This is a genomic window from Burkholderia multivorans ATCC BAA-247 (genome assembly GCF_000959525.1).
Taxonomy (GTDB): domain Bacteria; phylum Pseudomonadota; class Gammaproteobacteria; order Burkholderiales; family Burkholderiaceae; genus Burkholderia; species Burkholderia multivorans.
Window position 1 is genome coordinate 487,829 of sequence record NZ_CP009830.1, and the last position, 19,629, is coordinate 507,457.

General features: G+C 66.9%; 17 protein-coding genes. 5 read left to right on the top strand and 12 right to left on the bottom strand.

What is annotated here, in order from left to right; genetic code table 11:
• Positions 1-89 precede the first annotated feature (89 nt).
• The 4 genes from NP80_RS02135 to NP80_RS30610 all read right to left on the bottom strand — a co-directional run bounded on the left by NP80_RS02135 (position 90) and on the right by NP80_RS30610 (position 2,654).
• Positions 90-830, bottom strand: coding sequence for a fimbrial biogenesis chaperone (locus tag NP80_RS02135; RefSeq protein WP_006399070.1), 741 nt, complete (start codon positions 828-830; stop codon positions 90-92).
• 112 nt (positions 831-942) lie between these two features.
• Positions 943-1,527 (bottom strand): fimbrial protein, encoded by a 585-nt coding sequence (locus NP80_RS02140; protein WP_006399071.1) that lies wholly within the window; start codon positions 1,525-1,527, stop codon positions 943-945.
• Positions 1,528-1,708: 181 nt separating this feature from the next.
• Complete coding sequence (locus NP80_RS02145) at positions 1,709-2,365, bottom strand: LuxR C-terminal-related transcriptional regulator (protein WP_006409274.1); 657 nt, start codon at positions 2,363-2,365, stop codon at positions 1,709-1,711.
• 28 nt (positions 2,366-2,393) lie between these two features.
• Positions 2,394-2,654, bottom strand: coding sequence for a hypothetical protein (locus NP80_RS30610; protein ID WP_125902333.1), 261 nt, complete (start codon positions 2,652-2,654; stop codon positions 2,394-2,396).
• Between the two features lie 241 nt (positions 2,655-2,895).
• Between NP80_RS30610 and NP80_RS02150 the strand changes: the two genes are divergently transcribed.
• The 3 genes from NP80_RS02150 to NP80_RS02160 all read left to right on the top strand — a co-directional run bounded on the left by NP80_RS02150 (position 2,896) and on the right by NP80_RS02160 (position 6,560).
• Entirely contained in the window at positions 2,896-3,813 is a 918-nt protein-coding gene (locus NP80_RS02150; protein ID WP_006399073.1) for a fimbrial protein, read from the top strand.
• Positions 3,814-4,073: 260 nt separating this feature from the next.
• Positions 4,074-5,228, top strand: a complete 1,155-nt coding sequence (locus NP80_RS02155; protein WP_006409284.1) for an extracellular catalytic domain type 1 short-chain-length polyhydroxyalkanoate depolymerase — start codon at positions 4,074-4,076, stop codon at positions 5,226-5,228.
• A 60-nt stretch (positions 5,229-5,288) separates the two neighbouring features.
• Positions 5,289-6,560, top strand: a complete 1,272-nt coding sequence (locus tag NP80_RS02160; RefSeq protein WP_006409275.1) for a sugar transporter — start codon at positions 5,289-5,291, stop codon at positions 6,558-6,560.
• A 196-nt stretch (positions 6,561-6,756) separates the two neighbouring features.
• Here NP80_RS02160 and NP80_RS02165 read toward each other — a convergent pair whose 3' ends face one another.
• From NP80_RS02165 to NP80_RS02175, 3 genes are all read right to left on the bottom strand, one after another.
• Entirely contained in the window at positions 6,757-7,038 is a 282-nt protein-coding gene (locus NP80_RS02165; protein ID WP_006409282.1) for a DUF4148 domain-containing protein, read from the bottom strand.
• A 290-nt stretch (positions 7,039-7,328) separates the two neighbouring features.
• Positions 7,329-8,663, bottom strand: a complete 1,335-nt coding sequence (locus tag NP80_RS02170) for an MFS transporter (protein ID WP_006409278.1) — start codon at positions 8,661-8,663, stop codon at positions 7,329-7,331.
• 59 nt (positions 8,664-8,722) lie between these two features.
• Positions 8,723-11,071, bottom strand: coding sequence for a cytochrome P450/oxidoreductase (locus NP80_RS02175; RefSeq protein WP_006409285.1), 2,349 nt, complete (start codon positions 11,069-11,071; stop codon positions 8,723-8,725).
• A gap of 113 nt (positions 11,072-11,184) precedes the next feature.
• Here NP80_RS02175 and NP80_RS02180 point away from each other — a divergent pair, with 113 nt between their 5' ends.
• Positions 11,185-12,000 carry an IclR family transcriptional regulator gene (locus NP80_RS02180; RefSeq protein ID WP_006409286.1) on the top strand — a complete coding sequence of 272 codons (816 nt, stop codon included), beginning with the start codon at positions 11,185-11,187 and terminating at the stop codon, positions 11,998-12,000.
• A gap of 396 nt (positions 12,001-12,396) precedes the next feature.
• On the opposite strand, the gene yjfF is transcribed toward NP80_RS02180, so the two are convergent.
• The 4 genes from yjfF to NP80_RS02200 all read right to left on the bottom strand — a co-directional run bounded on the left by yjfF (position 12,397) and on the right by NP80_RS02200 (position 17,057).
• Positions 12,397-13,479, bottom strand: coding sequence for a galactofuranose ABC transporter, permease protein YjfF (gene yjfF, locus NP80_RS02185; protein WP_006409273.1), 1,083 nt, complete (start codon positions 13,477-13,479; stop codon positions 12,397-12,399).
• A complete protein-coding gene (locus tag NP80_RS02190; RefSeq protein WP_006409283.1) occupies positions 13,476-14,516 on the bottom strand; it encodes an ABC transporter permease in 1,041 nt (346 codons plus the stop codon). Before NP80_RS02190 ends, yjfF begins: the two co-directional genes overlap by 4 nt.
• Positions 14,513-16,024, bottom strand: coding sequence for a sugar ABC transporter ATP-binding protein (locus NP80_RS02195; protein WP_006409277.1), 1,512 nt, complete (start codon positions 16,022-16,024; stop codon positions 14,513-14,515). The genes NP80_RS02190 and NP80_RS02195 overlap by 4 nt, the downstream gene beginning before the upstream one ends.
• A 70-nt stretch (positions 16,025-16,094) precedes the next feature.
• Positions 16,095-17,057, bottom strand: a complete 963-nt coding sequence (locus NP80_RS02200) for an ABC transporter substrate-binding protein (protein WP_006399085.1) — start codon at positions 17,055-17,057, stop codon at positions 16,095-16,097.
• Positions 17,058-17,412: 355 nt separating this feature from the next.
• Between NP80_RS02200 and NP80_RS02205 the strand changes: the two genes are divergently transcribed.
• Positions 17,413-18,492, top strand: a complete 1,080-nt coding sequence (locus NP80_RS02205; protein WP_045592876.1) for a DNA topoisomerase IB — start codon at positions 17,413-17,415, stop codon at positions 18,490-18,492.
• Here the strand turns inward: NP80_RS02205 and pqqE are convergent.
• Complete coding sequence (gene pqqE / locus NP80_RS02210; protein ID WP_006410018.1) at positions 18,489-19,628, bottom strand: pyrroloquinoline quinone biosynthesis protein PqqE; 1,140 nt, start codon at positions 19,626-19,628, stop codon at positions 18,489-18,491. The two genes, NP80_RS02205 and pqqE, sit on opposite strands and share 4 nt — an antisense overlap.
• Position 19,629 lies beyond the last annotated feature (1 nt).

The window sequence follows — 19,629 nt, forward strand, 5'->3', positions numbered from 1 at the left end:
TATTCACCACGCCCTTGTTTCGATTCGGTTGTATCGGCCGGGCAGACCCGTGCGGGCCTAACCGGTTGCGAACGGGTCACGCCGTGCGGTCATTGCGCGACATCGGACTGATGGGCATGACTCGCGCCCCAGTCGTCCATGCTGCTGAACACGACCTTGCCGGCCGTAACGTCGGCGGACAGTGCGCCGTCGATCGGGAACGATGCGGTCTCGCCGGGCCGCACGAAGCCGACTCCCGCCTCGAGCGTCTTGCCGTTCGCGACGAGCGCGATGCCGGACAGGTTGACGACGTAAGGCGTCGGGTTGGTCGCTTCGAGCACCGGACGACGCTCGGCGTCGGCCGCGATCCGCCATTTCAGTTGCGACGGCGCGTCGAGCGCATTGCCGGACAGCCCGGCCGGCCGGTACATCAGCTTCACGCGTGTGCGGAACGCGAGCTGCAGCCGGTTCGCGTCCTCATCGACCGCCGCTTTCGGCGGCACGTCGAGCACGTTCAGCCAGAACAGCGACTCCTTGTCGGCCGGCAACGGCTCTCCGGTGTGGAGGATCCGCAGCGTCTGGCCCTTGCCGCCTTCGATGCGGAAAATCGACGGGGTAATCACGAACGGGACGTCGATGCTCTCCGGGGCAGCACGTTCGTCGCCCCTGTCGATCCACGTCTGAACCAGCGCCGGACGCTTGCCGTCGTTGGTCATCTGGATCGTGACTTCCTTCTCGTTCGCGTCGAACACCACGCGCGTGCCGGACAACGTCACGCTCGCGTGTGCAAACGAAAAGCTCAGCGCGAACGTCATCCACGCGAGCAGGTGGCGGTAGGAACGTGCGTTCATCTTTCCTCTCCTGTCATTGGTACTGCGAATCAACTGCTTGTCACGCATTCGAAAGAGCCGACGCCGACCGGCCGCGCGAGGCGGCCGGCAACGTCAATCGACGCGTCGCGGATCAGGGATACGTGAGCGAGTAAGTGACGTTCGAATTGGCCGAGCCGCCGGTGACCGGACCGGTCGCGACGTACTGCGCCGCGAATTGCAGCGTCGCAGTGCCGGTGCCATCGAGCGCGGTGTCGATGTCGGCGACCTGCACGCCCTGCATGCCGGTGTCGGCGCCGATCTTGATCGGCTGGTACTTGTCGTTCAGGATCGCGATCTCGACGCCCTTCGCGGCATCGTCACCCGTCAGCTTCAGACGGCCGTTGCCATTGACGGTCGGCCCCGGTTCGAACGCGACCGACACCTTCTTCACCGGCGCCGGAATCACGGTCGTGCCGTCTTCGCCCTTCTTGTCGGTGGTGCAGCCCGACAGCGCGAGCGTGAACGGCGTACGGCCGGCCGTTGCACCGACGGTCGCCAGCTGGTTCGTCGCTGCGCGCGGCAGCTGCACGGTCAGATCGTTCGTGCCGCCGTTGATCTTGCAGGTGGACGCGACCACCGAGCCCTGGAAGGTGATCGTGCCTTCCGACGCGTGTGCCGCGTTCATCGCGACGAATGCCAGACCGGCTGCCGCCGTCAGGAGTGAATATTTGGTCATAGAGATTTCCAGTTTCTATCGGTCAATAAAAAATCGACGGTATTCGTCGACCAAGCGAAGTAAATCGAAAGACTTCGTTATTCAATCAGTCAATAACTCACGCCATCCATCACCTCCCATGCGCCCGTCACGACAGCGCGCCACTCCCGATTCAATCGGTTTCTTCATAATTTCCCACCGATCATGGCGATAAATCGCCAAGCCCGAGATTCATTGCACATTCGATCAGCGCGACATCGGTCTTTGCACCGAGCTTTTTCATTGCGGACGTTTTCTGCGCACTGATCGTCTGTTTACCCTTCTTCAACTGCACCGCAATTTCGCCGACCGATAGTCCGGACAAGTAAAGCCGGATAATTTCGATTTCGCGCGGCGACAGTTTTGCGATGCGGTCGCCGTTTTCGGTCGACGCATGTTCCAGCGCGGACCGCACTTTCGGCGACAGATACTGACCGCCGCCATAACCCATGTGGATCGCGGTGACGATATGATTGACTTCGTCGAACTTGCTGACGATGCTCGACACGCCGCTTTGCAGAATCGCATGCGCAAGAACGGGGCTTTCATGTCTTAGCAACGTCACGATCGCCATATCCGGAAACGTGCGCTTCAGATAACCGAGCAATGCCAGTCCTTCAAGATTTCCGCTGCCGCGAATCGAATAATCGAGCAGCACGACATCGCATCGCACGTTCTGCAGCGTTTCGATCAGCTCATCGGTACTTCTGCACAGTGCGGCAAGTTCGATTGCGCCTGAGTGGATCGCAACGTATTCCATTCCGGCGAGCATCAACGGCCGGTCGTTTGCAATCACGGTTCGAACGCTGAATTTATCCATGATGGTCCCCGTACAGCGATGCGGACCATCATCTCGACATGTCCGCTACATCGCAGCCGCCGATCCACATGAAGTTGTTTTGAATGCGGATCGACCGAGCGAATACTATCAATCCGTTTACAGGATGGATATGGGACAGATGCTCGATTTTTGAATAATCGATAAGACTTGTACTAACGCCGCGCAGGACCGCACCAAGCCGTATTTTCGGGAAAGCAGTCGAATGACCAGTACCGGCCGCACCGATTACCAGCGCCGATATACGGAGGATCGCCACGAAATCGGACACGTCCTAATTAATCTCAATATTTCGAGCAATCGTCCCATTTCCCTCGTGGAGACGCATTGCTAAGATCGCCGGCACGGCGATCGCGGCACCGATTCTCACGTGCATGCGATCGGCATTCATCCACCCGCCCGATCCCCCGGCTTGAAAAGGGAGTCGACTCATACGAACGCCACGGCATTGTCCAGGCAGTTCCCGGATCCGGATTTCCAGGACGTTCGTCATCCTACTTGCCAGGCAGCCCATGAACATCATGCTCCGTATCATTCGCCCTGCGCTCGTCGTAGCGGCGCTCATCCATTCTTCGCTTGCGCTCAGTGCGAGCATCTATGCGTTCGGCAATGCCGAAATGACCGCACCCACCGGTATCGGCGTCGGCACCGTGTTCGCCCGCTACACGCTCACACCGAACGATGTATGCGGAAAGCCCGTTTGCACCATCACGCAGGTGCTTCGGTACAACAAAGGCAGCATCTGGGGTTCCCCGACGACGAGCGATTCGCTCGAAACGAATGTGCCGGGCGTCTCGGTGCAGGTCGTCCTCGACGGGAAGGTGGTCAAAGAGCGATTCAGCGGGCGTTTCTCCGGCACCGGCGAGGTTCAGTTGCTCCGGAACAGTGCGCCCATATCGAGCGGGAAATTCGCGAGCGGGTCGTTCAACACCTATTACCTCCTGACTTACGACGACGGATCGTGGGCAGGCACGAACACGTCGATCTATCTGAACGGCAGCGTCCGGGCCATCGCCGGCGCATGCAAGATTCCGGAGGAGACGGTCCTGATGCCGACCGTCTATACGTCGCAATTCAAGGGCGTCGGTTCATCGATCGGCAAGACGCCGTTTCAGATCCGCGTGAACGATTGCCCAGCCGGTTTCAATCGCGTGGAATTCGGCTTTTACCCGACACAAGGCGTCGTTTCCGCCATACCCGGCACGCTGCAACTGGCACCCGGTTCCACGACCGCGGGCATCGGCGTGCAACTGACCGACGAAGCGGGGACGCCGGTCACGTTCCAGTCTCCTCAATTGCTGAGCGCTTACGACCGAACCGTCGGCGGAAACTATTCGATTCCGATGACGGCGTCTTACGTGCAGACCGAACCGAGCATGCAACCGGGCCCCGTCAACGCGACGATGGTCGTGCTGCTCAATTATCTTTAATCGGGCCGGACGCCTGTTTTTCTGCCGATCCCGTTTCATCCGATTCGACTAGAATGTCCGGCTCCGCCGACCGAGCGATCGCTCGGTATCGGTGTTGCTGCCGTCGCGTCATTCGATGACACCGATCGTTCGTCCGGCCGTACCGACAGACGATCGCACACGGCACGCTGACGTTCGCGGCAGCACGACACCTGCGCTGCCTCCATCGACCTCCGCCGGCGTTCGCAGCTGTCGAGCGCGCTGCCGGCACGGAACGCGTGATGCCCAGGAAAAAATCCGGCGTTCGGTTATGGCCTTTCGACCTGCGCGGCATCGCGACCGCCGCCCGGCCGAAGAAGAAACCCGCGCGGCCCGCGACGTCGGTCGCGCGCGTGGGCGCTGTGCGAACCGCCAAACGCGCGGCCGCGGCGCCCGCCGCCCGCACGTCGGTACGCGACGCACCCGGCACCTGGCTACGCTCGTTTCATTCGGCGCGCCCGGCCGCCGGACAGCTGATCAATCATCTTGCGTATGCGTTGTATCTGCCCGCCTCGGCCGCTGCCGCAGCCGGGCCGACGCGCGGTGCGATGCCGCTCGTCGTGATGCTGCACGGATGCAAGCAGACCGCCGAGTCGTTCGCGGCCGGCACGCGCATCTGCCGCGTCGCGGAGCGCGCCGGATTTGCGGTGCTGTTTCCCGAACAGGCAAAAACCGCGCATGCGCAACGCTGCTGGAACTGGCATGGCGACGCGTCGCAGTCGGAGGCACCGGCGATCGCGTCGCTGATCGATGCGGTCGCCCGCGAGCGTGCGATCGACCGCGACCGCATCTATCTGGCCGGCATGTCGGCCGGCGCCGGGCTCGCGGCGCGGCTCGCGATCCGCTATCCCGATCTGTTCGCGGCCGTCGGGCTGCATTCGGGCCCGGCGATCGCGCCGCCGTTGTCGACGATGGCCGCGGTCGGCCTGATGCGCCGCGGTCTGCGCGACGACCCGATCGGCGTCGCGGACGCATGCGCGGACGCTGCCGCATATCCCGGGATGCCGGCGCTGATCGTGCACGGCGCCCTCGATGCGGTCGTGGCCGACCGCAATGCGGCGCAGCTCGGCCTCGCGTTCGCGCGGCTGAACCGGCTCGTCGACGAACACGGCGCGCCGCGCGTCGGCGAGCAGCGCACGTACGTCGAAGGGGACGCCGAATACACCGACTATCTGCGCGCCGGCCGCGCGATCGTCCGGGTGTGCGTCGTGCGCCGGCTCGCGCATGCGTGGAGCGGCGGCGATCCGCGCGAGCCGTTCCACTCGGCTACCGGGCCCGATGCGACCGCGATGTTCTGGAATTTCTTTCGGCGGCGCCGCCGCGCGCGGCCGCCGGCCCGCCTGTCGCGCACGCGAAGCGAACCGCGCGTGCGCACAGCAGGTAAGCTTGCGCGTTGAGCCGCCGAACGCCGCGTCGCCACGCGCGCCGAGCGGTACGACGACCGCCCTGTTCCGACTATGCAGACGCCCACGACGCCTTCCGAATCGCCCGCCGCCACGCATTCGTGGTGGGGAGTATGGGCCTTGGCCCTGTCCGCCTTCATTTTCAATACCACCGAGTTCGTACCGGTCGCGCTGCTCGGTGCGATCGGCGACAGCCTTCATATGGCGCCCACCGACGTCGGATTAATGCTGACGATCTACGCGTGGACCGTTGCGCTCACGTCGCTGCCCCTCACGCTGCTGACGCGCAAGGTCGAGCGCCGCCGGCTGCTCGTCTCGGTATTCGCGCTGTTCATTGCGAGCCATGTCGTGACCGGCGTCGCGTGGAATTTCCCGCTGCTCGTCATCGGCCGGCTCGGCATCGCCGGCGCGCACGCGGTGTTCTGGTCGATCTCGATCGCGCTCGCGGTCCGGCTCGCACCGCCCGACAAGAAAAGCCGCGCGCTCGGGCTGATCGCGACCGGCACCGCGATCGCGATGGTGGCCGGCATCCCGCTCGGCCGCGTGATCGGCGAGACGCTCGGCTGGCGGATGACGTTCCTCGCCATCGCCGCCACGGCGGTCGTCCCGCTGCTGATGCTGCGCTTTACGCTGCCTGAGCTGCCGAGCCATCGCACCGGCTCGCTCGCAAGCGTTCCGGCGCTGCTGCGCAATCCGGCGCTGATCCTGCTGTACGCGATCACGATCCTCGTCGTGTCCGCGCACTTCACGTCGTACACGTATATCGAGCCGTTCGTCCGCCACGTGAATCATGCGAGCGAGAACCGGATCACGTACATCCTCGTGCTGTTCGGCGCGGCCGGCATTCCGGCGGCCGTCTGCTTCAACCGCCTGTTTCCGGCAAGGCCAGCGCAATTCCTGCTCGGATCGATCGTCGCGACGTCGACGTGCCTGCTGATCCTGTTCCCAAGCGCGCTCACGATCGTCACGCTGTCGGCGCACACGGTCGCATGGGGTGGCGCGATCATCTGCTTCGGTCTCGCGATGCAGGCGTGGGTGCTGAAGCTCGCGCCCGATGCGACCGACCTCGCGATGTCGATCTATTCGGCGCTGTACAACGTCGGGATCGGCGGCGGCGCGCTGCTCGGCAACCACATCGCGAACGATTTCGGGCTGCCGTGGATCGGCACGTTCGGCGGACTGCTCGGCGGGCTCGGGGCCGCGCTCTGCTGGCTCGCGTTGCGGCTGCATGCGCGGCGCGCGGCCGCGGTTGCCGATGCCGCCGCCGCGTCCGGGTCCGGGTCCGCTCGAGCAGCATCGCATCCTGCAACGCCTGCCGCCGATTGATCGCCGGATCGCGGGCGGCCGGCAACGCCGCGCGTGACGGCCGCATCTGACGGAAAAAGCGCACCGATCACGCTCGCGCGACCGCCTTCGTCGTCGGGCAGTTGCGGCTGCCCGCGCGCGAACGCCGGTGCGATCGCGGCCGTCAGCGCGACCGCGATCGCGAACCTCGCCGCACGCATCGTCGTTCCGCGCGGCATCACTGGACACTCGCCGCGCTTCCGGACGTCGACGCGGCTGCCGTCGCGGTGCGCTGCTCGCCGTGCGCGATCGCATACAGCTCGCGATTGCGCGCGATCGTCTGTGCACTCGGCGGATAGTCCCAGTTCGACGTCGGCACGGTGCCGTCGCGTTCGGCCTGGACGAGATCGGCAATCACCTCGGCGCGCGTGAGGCCGGACGACGAGGTCTGGGCGAACGCGACGGCCGGCGCTCCGACGACGGCTGCCAGCGCGACGGCGGCAATCAGCTTGCGGTTCATGATGGCACTCCCGAGAACGGTTCGATGGGGACGCATCGACGATGCGCCGTCGACGGGACCGGATGCGGTTCACCGTCCGACGCTTCCATTCTCGCGATCGCGGCGCACGCGACGCTGACCGCCGGATGACGATTCTGTAATCCGGCGTGCGGCGTACCGGATAGCGGCTTCCGACGCTCGCGCGCGGCCCGGTCCGGCGTCGCGTCGCGCATGCGCGCTCGCCGCAGCCGGCTGCAAGCGCGCGCGTAGCCGCGTGTTCGCCGCCCGTATTGCGGCGGTGGCATCGTCGTTTACGCCCGTGTCGCGCGCGGCGCTTGGTCCGCGCGCACGGCGGCGTTGCCGTCGGACGCCGGCTGGAACGCAAACTCCTGGCCGCGCGACTCGCGCGACGCGATCACCGCGACGAACGCCGGCAGCGCCATCACGATCGCGTAGCCGGCGACGAAGATCGCCGAGCCCGTATAGCTGACGAGCAGCGTGCCGACGATCGGCGCGATCGAGCCGCCGAGCACCGACGCGAGCTGATAGCTCGTCGACAGCGCGGTGAAGCGCACGCGCGTCGGGAACAATTCGGCCATGTACGCGGCCATCGGCCCGAGAATGACGCCGTGGCAGGTCAGGCACGCAATCAGCGCAAGCTGCAGATGCGCATAGTCGCTGCCCGGCGACAGCGTGAACAGCGAACACCCGGCGACCGCCGCGCCGATCAGGCCGGCGACGAGCACCGGGCGCCGTCCGATCCGGTCGGACACATGTGCAGCGATGAGGATCACGACGACCTCGATCGCCGACGCCCACATCAGCGCGGACAGCGCCTGCGGCCGGCTGAAGTGCAGATAGCCGGTCGCGAGCCCGAGCGCGAACGTCGAAAACAGATAGAGGAACGTGTTTTCCGCGGCCTTCACGAAGAACGCACGCGCCATCTGCCGCCAGTTGCCCGCACACGCTTCGCGCAGCGACGCGCGCTCGACCGTCCGATGCGCGGCCGCGAGCGCGGCGAACGCTGCCGATTCCTCGACGCGCCGCCGCGTCCAGAAGCCGACGATCACGAGCAGCGCGGAGATGAAGAACGGGATCCGCCACGCCCAGTCGACGAACGCCGTATCGCCGTAGAACCGCTGCACCATCCCGATCACGAACGCGGTCAGCACGTTGGCGAGCGGGCCCGCGAACATCGTGAAACTCGTCCAGAAACCGCGCTGCGTGCCGGGCATCGACTCGGCGATCATCAGGATCGCGCCGGTTGCCTCGCCGCCGACCGCGATGCCCTGCACGATCCGCAGCAGCACGAGCAGCAGCGGCGCCGCGATGCCGATCGACGCGTAGGTCGGCAGCAGACCGACGCAGAACGTGCTGATGCCCATCATCAACAGGCTGACGACGAGCGTCTTGCGCCGGCCGATGCGGTCGCCGATCATCCCGAACACGATGCCGCCGAGCGGCCGCGCGACGAAGCCGACCGCGAACGTCGCGAGCGCGAGCAGCGTGGCCGCGAGCGGATTGCCGACGACGAAGAACTGCTTGTCGAACACGAGCACCGCACACGCGGCGAACGCGAAAAAGTCGTACCACTCGAGCGTGGTGCCGACGGTGCAGGCAAACATCAGGTTGGCACGCTTTTTCATCGCGCATGTCTCCGGTCGTTTTTGTGGTTGATGCGGGACGCCGCGGCGGCGCCGCGCGTTCAAAGTTCGAGCACGAGCCGCTCGCCGCCGCAGGCGCGCGAACAGCAGGTCATCATCCGGTCGTGCGCGTCGCGTTCGCCGCGCGTGAGCACGCTGTCGCGATGATCGACGCGGCCGGCCAGCACGCGCACTTCGCACGATCCGCACAGCCCTTCGCGGCAATCGCTTTGCACGTCGATGTTCGCGTGCTGCAACGCGTCGAGCACGGTCTGGTTCGCCGCCACCGTCAGCGTGATGCCCGAATCCTTCAGTTCGACTTCGAACGGCTGCTCCTTCGACGGATCGAGCACCGCCTTCGTCGACACGAAGTGCTCGACGCGCAGTGCATCGCGCGGCCAGTGCGCGCAGCTCGCTTCGAGTGCGTCGAGCATCCGCGCCGGGCCGCACGCGTAGACGTGCGTGTCGTCGGCCGGCTGCGCGAACAGCGCATGAAAGTCGTTGCGCGTGCCTTCTTCCGACACGTACACATGCAGACGCTCGCCGTGCAGTGCCGCCAGCGTGTCGAGCATGGCCATCGATGCGCGCCGCGCGCCGCTATAGTGGATTTCGTAGTCGATGCCGCGCGCCTGCGCCTCGCGCGCCATCGCGCTGATCGGCGTAATGCCGATGCCGCCCGCGACGAAGATCGCCTTGCCCGCGTCGGTCGCGAAGCGGAAGTGATTGCGCGGGCCGCGGATCTTCAGCACGTCGCCGGCGCGCAGATTGGCGTGTACCCATGCCGATCCGCCGCGGCTCTGCGCTTCGTGCAGCACCGCGATCTCGTACGCATCGCGCTCGTCCGGATCGCCGCACAGCGAGTATTGGCGCGTGATGCCGGTATCGCCGCAGATCACGTCGATATGCGAGCCGGCCGTCCAGCGCGGCAGCGGGCGGCCGTCGGCCGACACGAGCCGCACGTGGGCGACACGATCGGCGCAGATCGACACGCGCTCGACCTTCACCGCGCGGCTCACCGCATGCGACGACGGCTCGCCGATGCGTACCGCCGCGCGCGGGCGCAGCACCGACCGGTCGCGGCGCTCGGGATTGAGCGCGGGGTCCCATTCGACGTACAGGTGCTCGGGGCCGCGAAACGACGTGTTCGGCACATACGTGAAGCGCTGTTCGGCTAGCTTCATGTGCGGCAGACGGCGCGTGAACTCGTCGAGAAAGATCTGCATCTCCATGCGCGCGAGATTCTTGCCCATGCACTGATGCGATCCGTAGCCGAACGTCAACTGGTCGCTCGCGTTTTCGCGGCGGATGTCGAACAGGTCCGCGTCGGCGAAGCGCGCTTCGTCGTGATTCGCCGACGACGTGACGATCAGCAGCTTCGCGCCCGCCGGAATGTCGACGCCGCCGATCGTGACGTTCTTCGTCGCGAGCCGTCGCCATGCGGCGACCGAGCCGTTGTGCCGCAGACATTCCTCGACCGCGTTCGGGATCAGCGACGGATCCTCGCAGATGTCGCGCCACGCGTCGGGATGCTGCAGCAGCAGCTTCATCGCGTTGGCCGTCGCGTTCGCGGTCGTCTCGTGCGCGGCGACGATGCCGGCCATCATCATCGAGTGCAGATACGAATCGGTGATCACGTCCGGCAGCTCCTTCTGCTTGCGGATGCCGTACTGCATCCAGCCCGGCCCCGACGGATCCTCGCGCATCTTGTCGAGCACCTTGCCCGCGAACTGCCAGAACTTGCCGACCGCATGCGCGACCGCGACCTGCTCTTCCGGCTTCGGGCGGCCCCAGGTGTTGATCGTGTGCGCAATCGAGTATTCGCGCAGCGTGTCCATGTCTTCCTCGGGCACGCCGAGAAAATGCAGCGCGACGGTGAGCGGCACTTCCCAGAGCATCTGGTCGACGAGATCGGCATGGCCGTCGTCAATGAAGCGATCCACGTATTCGCGCGCGAGCCGGCGCACCATCGGCTCGTGATGCTTCAGCGCGTCGGGCGTGAACGGATCGAGCAGCGCACGGCGGCGCGGCATGTGCGCGGGCTCGTCCTCGTTGACGAGCGTGCGGTTCAGCGCAAAACCGTAGGACGCGAGCACCGCGTTGGCCTCGGGGCCGGTCGGCGTGATCTTCTCGAGCGCGATCGACGGACTGAACGTGAGGTTGTCGCGAAAGATCGCCTTGATGTCGTCGTAGCGCGTGACGACCCAGTAGCCGAGTTTCGGGCTGTAGAACACGGGCTCCTGCTCGCGCGCCCAGCGCACGTACTCGGGCGGATCCTGCTGATAGCCGTCCTCGAACGGGTCGAACGCAGCGGCGGCGGCGCTGACCGGGCAGCCGTTCGGCGCGGTCGCCGCGGCCGGCGCAGGATGAAACGGACATTTCGACGACGACGCGTCGCGCTCCGTGACGGACATGATTCGCTCCCGTGCTATGATTTTGCGTAAATCTAATACGCAATGCGTAATCGAACGACTGGGGTAAACCTTGGCGGCCGGGTGCCGCCGGTCGTCGGGCTAGAATCCGGCCTATGGAAAAAATCGCCAGAACGAAGAAGACCGCGCCCGCCGAGCGCGACCGCCGGCAGCGCGTTCAGTCCGCATCGACCGGCCTGCTCGTGCTGAAGGAACTCGCCGCGTGCGGCGGCCGTGCGACGCTGACGGCGCTCGCCGCGCGGCTCGACGAGAATCCGGCGAAGGTGCACCGCTATCTGGCGAGCCTGATGGAGGAGTCGTTCGTCACGCAGGACCGCGGCACGCAGCAATACGTGCTCGGGCCGCAGTGCATCTCGATCGGGCTCGCCGCGATGCGGATGGCCGACCCGATACGGCTCGCCGAACCGTCGCTCGTGCGGCTGCGCGAGCGTCTCGAAGTGACGTGCTTCGTCGCGATCATGGGCAACCGCGGGCCGACGATCATGCGTTTCGAGGAGCCCGGCCTGCCGGTGACGGTCAACGTTCGTGCGGGTTCCGTCATGTCGTTGCTGTGGTCTGCGACCGGGCGGCTGTTCGTCGCGCTGCTCGACGAGCCGCGCGTGCGGCAGCTCGCGGAAGACGAGCTCGCGTCGGCGCCGGCCGAGTTGCGCGCGCAGCTCGATCGGCGCGATCCGGTCGGCGCGTTGCAACGCGAGATTCGCGCGGCCGGTGTCGCGACCGTGCGCGACACGAACCTGAAAGGCATCAGTGCGGTGTCGGCACCTGTCTTCGACGCCAACGGGCATATGTGCGCGGCGATCACGGCGTTGGGCGCGACCGGCGGCTTCGACGCGGCGATCGACGGGCCGGTCGCGACGGCGCTGCGCCATGAGGCGGCGCTGATCAGCGCCGAACTCGGCTATGCGGCGTGAGCGCGGCGATCGACGGGGCGCCTGCGTCGATCCGCGGGGATGCCCGCTTTGTTCCGCCGGACGATCGGCAGAAACGATCCGCGACGTGACCGGCAGCGCGACGCCTGCGTCGCACCGCCTTTATTGAACTCGCCGCTTTCCGCTCACGACGAGCGGTGAACGACGCACACGGTGCGCGCACATCGGCGGCGCCGCGCGGAGGGATCGGAACCGGGAACGTGTGAAACGCCGCTGACGAAGCATCTGAACATCGGCGAGCGTATCGAAAGGTTGGCGACGCGATCCGTGCACTTCGGTTTTCGGTTTTCGTTTTTCGTGCGCGTGTTCGATCGAGCGCAACGCCACTAGCCGTCCGCCACTCGCCGTCCGCCACAAACCGTCGTCAGTCACCGCCCGCTACCTGAACGACGACACGAGCGCCGCATCCTCGCCCGGCTTCGCGGCCGGCGGCGGCACCGCGTCCGCCGTCTTGCCGTGCGCGCCCAGGCCTGTGCCGCCCGTGCGCCGGCGCGCCGCATGCCGCTCGATGATCCGCTGCAGCAGGCAGAACACGCACAGCAGCGCGCCGATCACGATGCGCGTCCACCACGAGCTGAGCGTGCCGTCGAACGTAATCAGCACCTGGATCGTGCCGAGGATGCCGACGCCGAACACCGAGCCGATCACGTACCCGACGCCGCCCGTCAGCAGCGTGCCGCCGATCACGGTGGCGGCGATCGCGTCGAGTTCCATCCCCTGCGCCTGCAGCCCGTATCCGGACAGCACGTACAGCGTGAAGACGACGCCGCCGAGTGCGGAGCAAAAGCCGCTCAGCGCATAGACGCCGACCTTCGTGCGCGCGACCGGCAGCCCCATCAGCAGCGCCGAACGCTCGTTGCCGCCGATCGCGTAGACGTTGCGTCCGAAGCGCGTGAAGTGCGCGACGTAGATCGCGGCCGCGAGCGTCGCGAGCGCGACGAGCGCGCCGGCGCTCAGCGTCCCGCCGCCGATCGGCACACTGATCGCGGCGATCGCATGAAACGTCGGCTCGTTGATCGTGATCGACTGCGTCGTGATCAGGAAACACGCGCCGCGCGCGAGAAACATCCCGGCCAGCGTGACGATGAACGGCTGCAGCCGGAAGTAGTGGATCAGCGCGCCCATCGCGGCGCCGTATAGCGCGCCGAAGGCGAGCACGAGCGGCACGATGACCCATACCGGCCAGTGCAGCCGCTCGGCGCCGACCGCGCAGAAGATCGTCGTCAGCGCGACGACCGAGCCGACCGACAGGTCGATGCCGCCCGACACGATCACGAACGTCATGCCGATCGCGACGATCAGCAGGAACGCGTTGTCGACGAGCAGGCCGGTCAGCACCTGCATCGAAAAGAACCCGGTGTACATCACGGACCCGAAACCGAACAGCGCTGCGAACAGCACGATCGTCACGACGATCGGCAGCGTGCGCGGGTCGGCGAGCCGCCCAAGGAATCGGTTCATCGCGGCGTGGCTCCCGTCGTCGCGCGCGAACGCGCAACAGCTATCAGTTTCGACAGATGGCGGAGCGCGAGCGCGCGTGCCGCGTCCGACTGGATCAGCGTGACGACGATCACGACGACGGCCTTGACGACGAGCGTCGCCTCCGGCGGCACGCCGATCGAATAGGTCGTATAGGTCAGCGTCTGGATGATCAGCGCGCCGAGCACGGAGCCCGCGAGGCTGAAGCGGCCGCCGAGCAGCGACGTGCCGCCGAGCGTCACGGCGAGGATCGCATCGAGCTCGAGCAGCAGCCCCGCGTTGTTGCCGTCGGCGCTGCGCACGTTCGAGCTCGCGAGAATCCCGGCGAGCGCCGACATCACGCCCGAACACAGATACACGCCGAACACGACCGCACCGGCGCGCAGCCCGACCAGCCGCGTCGCGACGGGATTCACGCCGATCGCGCGGATGAACAGCCCGAGCGCCGTGCGATTGACGAGCAGCGCAATCGCGACGATCGTCGCGACCGCGAACCACACCGAGCACGGGACGGTCGCCAGGTAGCCGCCGCCGAGCGCGAGATAGCCGGGCGCGCCGATCGGAATGATCTGTCCGCCCGTCAGCAGCTGTGCAACGCCGCGGCCGGCGACCATCAGGATCAGCGTCGCGATGATCGGCTGCATGCCGACGAACGCGACGAGCACGCCGTTCCATGCGCCGGCGAGCACGCCGACGCCGAGTGCGGCCGCGAGCGCGGTGCCGACGCGCGACGGATCGCCATCGAGCACGATCGCCGCGGCCGCGCCCGCGATCGCGACGATCGCGCCGACCGAGATGTCGATCCCGCGCGTCGCGATCACGAGCGTCATCCCGAGCGACACGATCACGAGCGGCGCCGCGCGGTTCAGGATGTCGATCGGCGCGCCGAACAGATGGCCGTCGAGCAGCGCGATCGACAGGAAGCCCGGCCGATGCGCGACGTCGAGCGCGAACAGCAGCACGAGCGTGAGGACCGGCCACACGAGCGGATGACGAAGAAGCGTACGAAGCCGCGTCATGACTGGCCTCCGGCGATCAATCGATAGATCTGTTCCTCGGATGCGTCGGCGCCCGAGACTTCCGCCACCTTGCGCCGATCGCGCAGCACCGCGATCCGATGGCTCACGCGCACGACCTCGCCGATCTCCGACGAGATGAACAGGATCGCGAGCCCCTTCGCGCACAGGCCGAGCACGCGCTCCATGATGTCGAACTTCGCGGCGACGTCGATGCCGCGCGTCGGCTCGTCGAGGATCAGCAGCTTCGGATCGGTCGCGAGCCAGCGTGCGAGCAGCACCTTCTGCTGGTTGCCGCCGGACAGCAGCCCGATCGGCTGTTCCGCGTCGCGCGCCTTGATGCCGAGCCGCTCGATATACGCATCGGCGAGCTCGCGCTGACGCGCGCGGCCGATCAGCCGCCACCAGCCGCGCCGTGCCTGCAGCGCAAGCACGATGTTCTCGCGGATCGACAGCGCGGCGACGATCCCTTCCTTCTTGCGGTCTTCCGGGCAATACGCGATCCCGTGCCGGACCGCGTCGTGCGGCGACGCGAGCCGTGCGCGCGCACCGTCGATCTCGATCGCGCCCGTATCCGCACGCTCGGCGGCAAACGCGAGCTGCGCGGTTTCGGTGCGCCCCGAGCCGAGCAGTCCGGCCAACCCGACGATTTCGCCGGGCCGCACGTCGAGGTCGAGCGCGCTGATCATGCCGCGCCGGCCGACCTGCTGCATCGACAGGAACGGCGCGCTCGCGCCGCCGCGCGCCGCCTCGACCGCACGCGCCTGCAACGCATCGGACAATCGTTCGCGGCCCGTCATCTTCGCGACGAGCGCATCGACCGGCAGATCGCGCGCGAGATACTCGCCTTCGCGCTCGCCGTTGCGCATCACGGTGATGCGGTCGGAGATCGCATAGGTCTGTTCGAGAAAATGCGTGACGAACAGGATCGCGATGCCCGACGCCTTCAATCGGCGCAGCACGTCGAACAGCCGCGCGACCTCGCCGTCGTCGAGGCTCGACGTCGGTTCGTCGAGAATCAGCACGCGCGCCTCGACCGACACCGCACGCGCAATCGCCACCATCTGCTGCACCGCGATCGGATACGCGTCGAGCGAGCGCGTGACGTCGAGCGACAGATCCAGTTCCGCGAGCGCAGCGCGCGCACGCGCATGGATCGTCTTCCAGTCGATCGCGCCGCGCCGCATCGGCTGCCGGCCCGCGAAGATGTTCTCCGCGACCGACAGGTTCGCGCACAGGTTCACTTCCTGGTACAGCGTCTGGATGCCGGCCGCCTCGGCCTCGCGCGGCGCGGCGAAACGCACCGGCGCGCCGCCGACGCGAATCTCGCCCGCATCGTGCGCATGCACGCCGGTCAGCACGTTGATCAGCGTCGATTTGCCCGCGCCGTTCTGGCCCATCAGCGCATGGATTTCGCCGGGAAACAGCCGGAAGTTCACCTGCTGCAGCGCCCGGACACCCGGAAACGCCTTGTCGATGCCGGTCATCTCGACCACCGGCGAATTCGTCATGGATCGCCCTCGATTCGATGGAGTTGGCGGACGGCGGCCGTTGCGCCGCCGCCGGCGCCGTCGGCGGTGCTCAGTACTTGCGGGTCGGCAGCACTTGCGCCGCGACATTCATCGGGAACACCGTCTCGTTCGTGACGATCCGCTTCGGCAGCTGCTTGCCGGCCACGACGTCCTTCACGGCCGTCATCAGCTGCGGCCCGAGCAGCGGGCTGCACTCGACGTCGACGTTGATCTTGCCGGCGATCATCGCCTGGAAGCCGCCCTTCGTCGCATCGAACGACACGACGCTGACGTCCTTGCCGGGCTTCATCCCGGCCTCTTCCATCGCCTGGATCGCGCCGAGCGCCATGTCGTCGTTGTGCGCGTAGACGACGTTGATCTGCTTGCCGTATGTCTTCGCGAACGCTTCCATCACCTGCTTGCCGCCGGCGAGCGTGAAGTCGCCGCTTTGCGATGCGATCACCTTGAACTTCGGATTGTTCTTGATCACCTCGAGCAGGCCCGCGCGGCGATCATTGGCCGGCGCGGAACCGACCGTGCCCTGCAGTTCGACGATATTGATCGGGCCCGCGTCGTTCTTGTAGCGCTCCTCGAGCCAGTGGCCGGCGCGCCGCCCTTCCTCGAGGAAGTCCGAACCGATCATCGTCACGTAGAGCGACGGGTCCTTCACGTCGACCGCGCGGTCGGTCAGGATCACCGGAATGTGCGCGGCCTTCGCTTCGGTCAGCACGGGCTCCCAGCCCGACTCGACCACCGGCGAGAACGCGATCACGTCGACCTTCTGCGCAATGAACGAACGGATCGCGCGAATCTGGTTCTCCTGCTTCTGTTGTGCATCGGAAAACTTCAGGTTGATGCCGGCTTCCTTGGCGGCGCTCTTGACCGACACCGTGTTCGCGGTGCGCCACGCGCTTTCCGCGCCGACCTGCGAGAACCCGAGCGTGATCGGCTTTTGCTGCGCGTATGCGCCGGATGCCAGCATGGCCGTCGCGGCCACGAGCGCGCCGGCCGCGAGCTTCCTGATGATCGTCATGTTGCGTCTCCGATGATGTCGTTGTGTATCGCGGCGACGGCCGTGTGCTGCGCTGTTCTGATTCTGACGGCCGCGTGCGGACGGGGCGGCGGTTGATGGGCCCCGGATCAGTCTAGAAACAAGTCCGATAACCTGCCAATGAAATATTGGATTGAATCAATATCCGAATTGGCATACGTATAAACACCTAAGCGTGTCGCGACACGCGTCGCGGCGTTGCCCGAACGGCGCACGCATCTTGCTCCACCGACCTGCGCACGCCGCGCGGTGCGGCACACATCCGATCGCCACGAACCTCACAGGAGACAAGAACGATGGTCGCAGCGCTTCCCCGCAGCTTGCCGTGCATCGCCGCATGAAGCCGCGCGCGCCCCGCTCCGCGGCCGGCGACGGCATGCGCATGTCCGACGCGCGCGCGGCCGCCACGCTGCGCCACGTCGACGACCGGCAGCCGGGCTACACGCGTCGTCGCGTCCGCAACGGCTTCGCGTATTACACGCAGGACGGCGAACGGATCCGCGATCCGGACGAGATCGCGCGGATCAACGCGCTCGCGATTCCGCCCGCGTACACCGACGTCTGGATCTGCGCGGACCCGCGCGGCCATCTGCAGGCGACCGGCCGCGACGCGCGCGGGCGCAAGCAGTACCGCTACCACCCGCAGTGGCGGGCGACGCGCGACGCGAACAAGTATGCGCGGATGGCCGCGTTCGCGCTCGCGCTGCCGCGCATCCGCGCACGCGTCGCACGCGACCTCGCGCGACCGGGGATGCCGCGCGAGAAGGTCGTCGCGACGATCGTCCGGCTGCTCGACACGACGCTCGCGCGCATCGGCAACGCGGAATACGCGCGCGAGAACGAGTCGTACGGGCTGACGACGCTGCGCAAGCGGCATCTGAAGATCGAATCGGGGCAAGTGCGGCTGCGCTTCGTCGGCAAGAGCGGCGTCGAGCACGACGTGACGGTCGACGATCCGCGCGTCGCGCGAATCGTGCGGCGCTGCGCGGAGCTGCCGGGACACGAGCTGTTCCAGTACGTCGACGACGACGGCGAACGCCATTCGATCGGCTCGGCGGACGTGAACGACTATCTGCGCGAGGTCGCCGGCGCGGAATTCACCGCGAAGGACTACCGGACCTGGGCCGGCAGCGTGCAGGCGCTCGCGCTGCTGCGCCGCGCGCCGCACGGCGGTGTCACGGAGGCCCGCAAGCAGATCGTCGAGACCGTGCGCGCGGTCGCCGACATGCTGCACAACACGCCGGCCGTGTGCCGGCGCTGCTACATCCACCCCGACGTGCTCGAGATGTACGAGTCGGGGCGGCTCGATACGCTCGTGATCCGGCGCGCGCCGCGCGGGCTGCGCGCCGACGAAGCGGCGTTCGCGGCGCTCGTGGCCGGTGCGGCGCGGCGCGCCGCAAAAACCGCGCGCAGTTAGCCGCGCGAGCGCGCGATCGAGTTCGCGACGCTGCGAAAGACGAGCGGCTGTTCGTCGCGCGGCGTCGCACGGCGCGCGAGCCGGACCGCGTGCTCCACGCGGCCGTGATGCGCGGACTTTGCGCATACCGGGTCCGCCTCGGCCGGATCGCCGGCGAGCAGGTATGCCTGACAGCGGCATCCGCCATGATCCACATGGCGCTCGTCGCAGCTGCGGCACGGCTCGCGCATCCAGCCGTCGCCGCGAAATGCGTTGAACGCCTCGCTGTCGTACCAGATCTCCTTCAGCGAGCGCTCGCGCACGTTCGGCAGCGCGAGCCCCGGCAGCGCACGCGCGGCATGACACGGCAGCGCGGTGCCGTCCGGTGCGACGCCGAGGAACACCGAGCCCCAGCCGTTCATGCATGCTTTCGGACGCTGCTCGAAATAATCGGGCACGACGAACAGGATCTTGCAACGCTCGCCGACGAGCTTCCGGTAGCGGTTCACCGTCTCCTCCGCATCGCGCAACTGCTCGGCGGTCGGCATCAACTGGTCGCGATTGAGCATCGCCCAGCCGTAGTACTGCGTGTTCGCGAGTTCGAGAAAATCCGCGCCGAGGTCGAGCGCCATTTCGATGATGCGGTCGACGTGCGGCAGGTTGTAGCGATGCAGCACGCAGTTCAGCACCATCGGATAGCCGTGCGACTTGATCAGGCGCGCGACGCTGCGCTTCAGCTCGAACGTTCGCGTACTGGTCAGGAAGTCGTTCAGCTCGCGCGTCGAATCCTGCAGCGACAGCTGGATATGATCGAGCCCGGCCGCCTTCAGCCGCTCGATGCGCGCGGCGGTCAGGCCGATGCCCGACGTAATGAGGTTCGTGTAGAAGCCGAGCGCGCGTGCGTGCTCGACCAGCGTTTCGAGATCGTCGCGCTGCAGCGGCTCGCCGCCGGAAAAACCGAGCTGCGCGGCGCCGAGCGCGCGCGCGTCGGCGATCACGGTGCGCCACGTGTCGGTGTCGAGTTCCGCGCCGTGCGTCGCGAAGTCGACCGGGTTGTAGCAGAACGCGCAATGCAGCGGGCAGCGGTAGGTGAGCTCGGCGAGCAGCCACAGCGGCGGCGACGGTGACGGTGACGGCCGGTTCGGATCGCGCGTCATG

What these genes read in the sequence shown, in the direction of transcription:
- NP80_RS02160 (WP_006409275.1), top strand. Translation starts at nt 5,289, where the DNA reads ATGCAGACGCCCACGACGCCTTCCGAATCGCCCGCCGCCACGCATTCG.
- NP80_RS02175 (WP_006409285.1), bottom strand. Translation starts at nt 11,071, where the DNA reads ATGTCCGTCACGGAGCGCGACGCGTCGTCGTCGAAATGTCCGTTTCAT.
- NP80_RS02140 (WP_006399071.1), bottom strand. Translation starts at nt 1,527, where the DNA reads ATGACCAAATATTCACTCCTGACGGCGGCAGCCGGTCTGGCATTCGTC.
- NP80_RS02155 (WP_006409284.1), top strand. Translation starts at nt 4,074, where the DNA reads ATGCCCAGGAAAAAATCCGGCGTTCGGTTATGGCCTTTCGACCTGCGC.
- pqqE (WP_006410018.1), bottom strand. Translation starts at nt 19,628, where the DNA reads ATGACGCGCGATCCGAACCGGCCGTCACCGTCACCGTCGCCGCCGCTG.
- NP80_RS02135 (WP_006399070.1), bottom strand. Translation starts at nt 830, where the DNA reads ATGAACGCACGTTCCTACCGCCACCTGCTCGCGTGGATGACGTTCGCG.
- NP80_RS02170 (WP_006409278.1), bottom strand. Translation starts at nt 8,663, where the DNA reads ATGAAAAAGCGTGCCAACCTGATGTTTGCCTGCACCGTCGGCACCACG.
- NP80_RS02195 (WP_006409277.1), bottom strand. Translation starts at nt 16,024, where the DNA reads ATGACGAATTCGCCGGTGGTCGAGATGACCGGCATCGACAAGGCGTTT.
- NP80_RS02200 (WP_006399085.1), bottom strand. Translation starts at nt 17,057, where the DNA reads ATGACGATCATCAGGAAGCTCGCGGCCGGCGCGCTCGTGGCCGCGACG.
- NP80_RS02150 (WP_006399073.1), top strand. Translation starts at nt 2,896, where the DNA reads ATGAACATCATGCTCCGTATCATTCGCCCTGCGCTCGTCGTAGCGGCG.
- NP80_RS02145 (WP_006409274.1), bottom strand. Translation starts at nt 2,365, where the DNA reads ATGGATAAATTCAGCGTTCGAACCGTGATTGCAAACGACCGGCCGTTG.
- NP80_RS02180 (WP_006409286.1), top strand. Translation starts at nt 11,185, where the DNA reads ATGGAAAAAATCGCCAGAACGAAGAAGACCGCGCCCGCCGAGCGCGAC.
- yjfF (WP_006409273.1), bottom strand. Translation starts at nt 13,479, where the DNA reads ATGAACCGATTCCTTGGGCGGCTCGCCGACCCGCGCACGCTGCCGATC.
- NP80_RS02190 (WP_006409283.1), bottom strand. Translation starts at nt 14,516, where the DNA reads ATGACGCGGCTTCGTACGCTTCTTCGTCATCCGCTCGTGTGGCCGGTC.
- NP80_RS02205 (WP_045592876.1), top strand. Translation starts at nt 17,413, where the DNA reads ATGAAGCCGCGCGCGCCCCGCTCCGCGGCCGGCGACGGCATGCGCATG.
- NP80_RS02165 (WP_006409282.1), bottom strand. Translation starts at nt 7,038, where the DNA reads ATGAACCGCAAGCTGATTGCCGCCGTCGCGCTGGCAGCCGTCGTCGGA.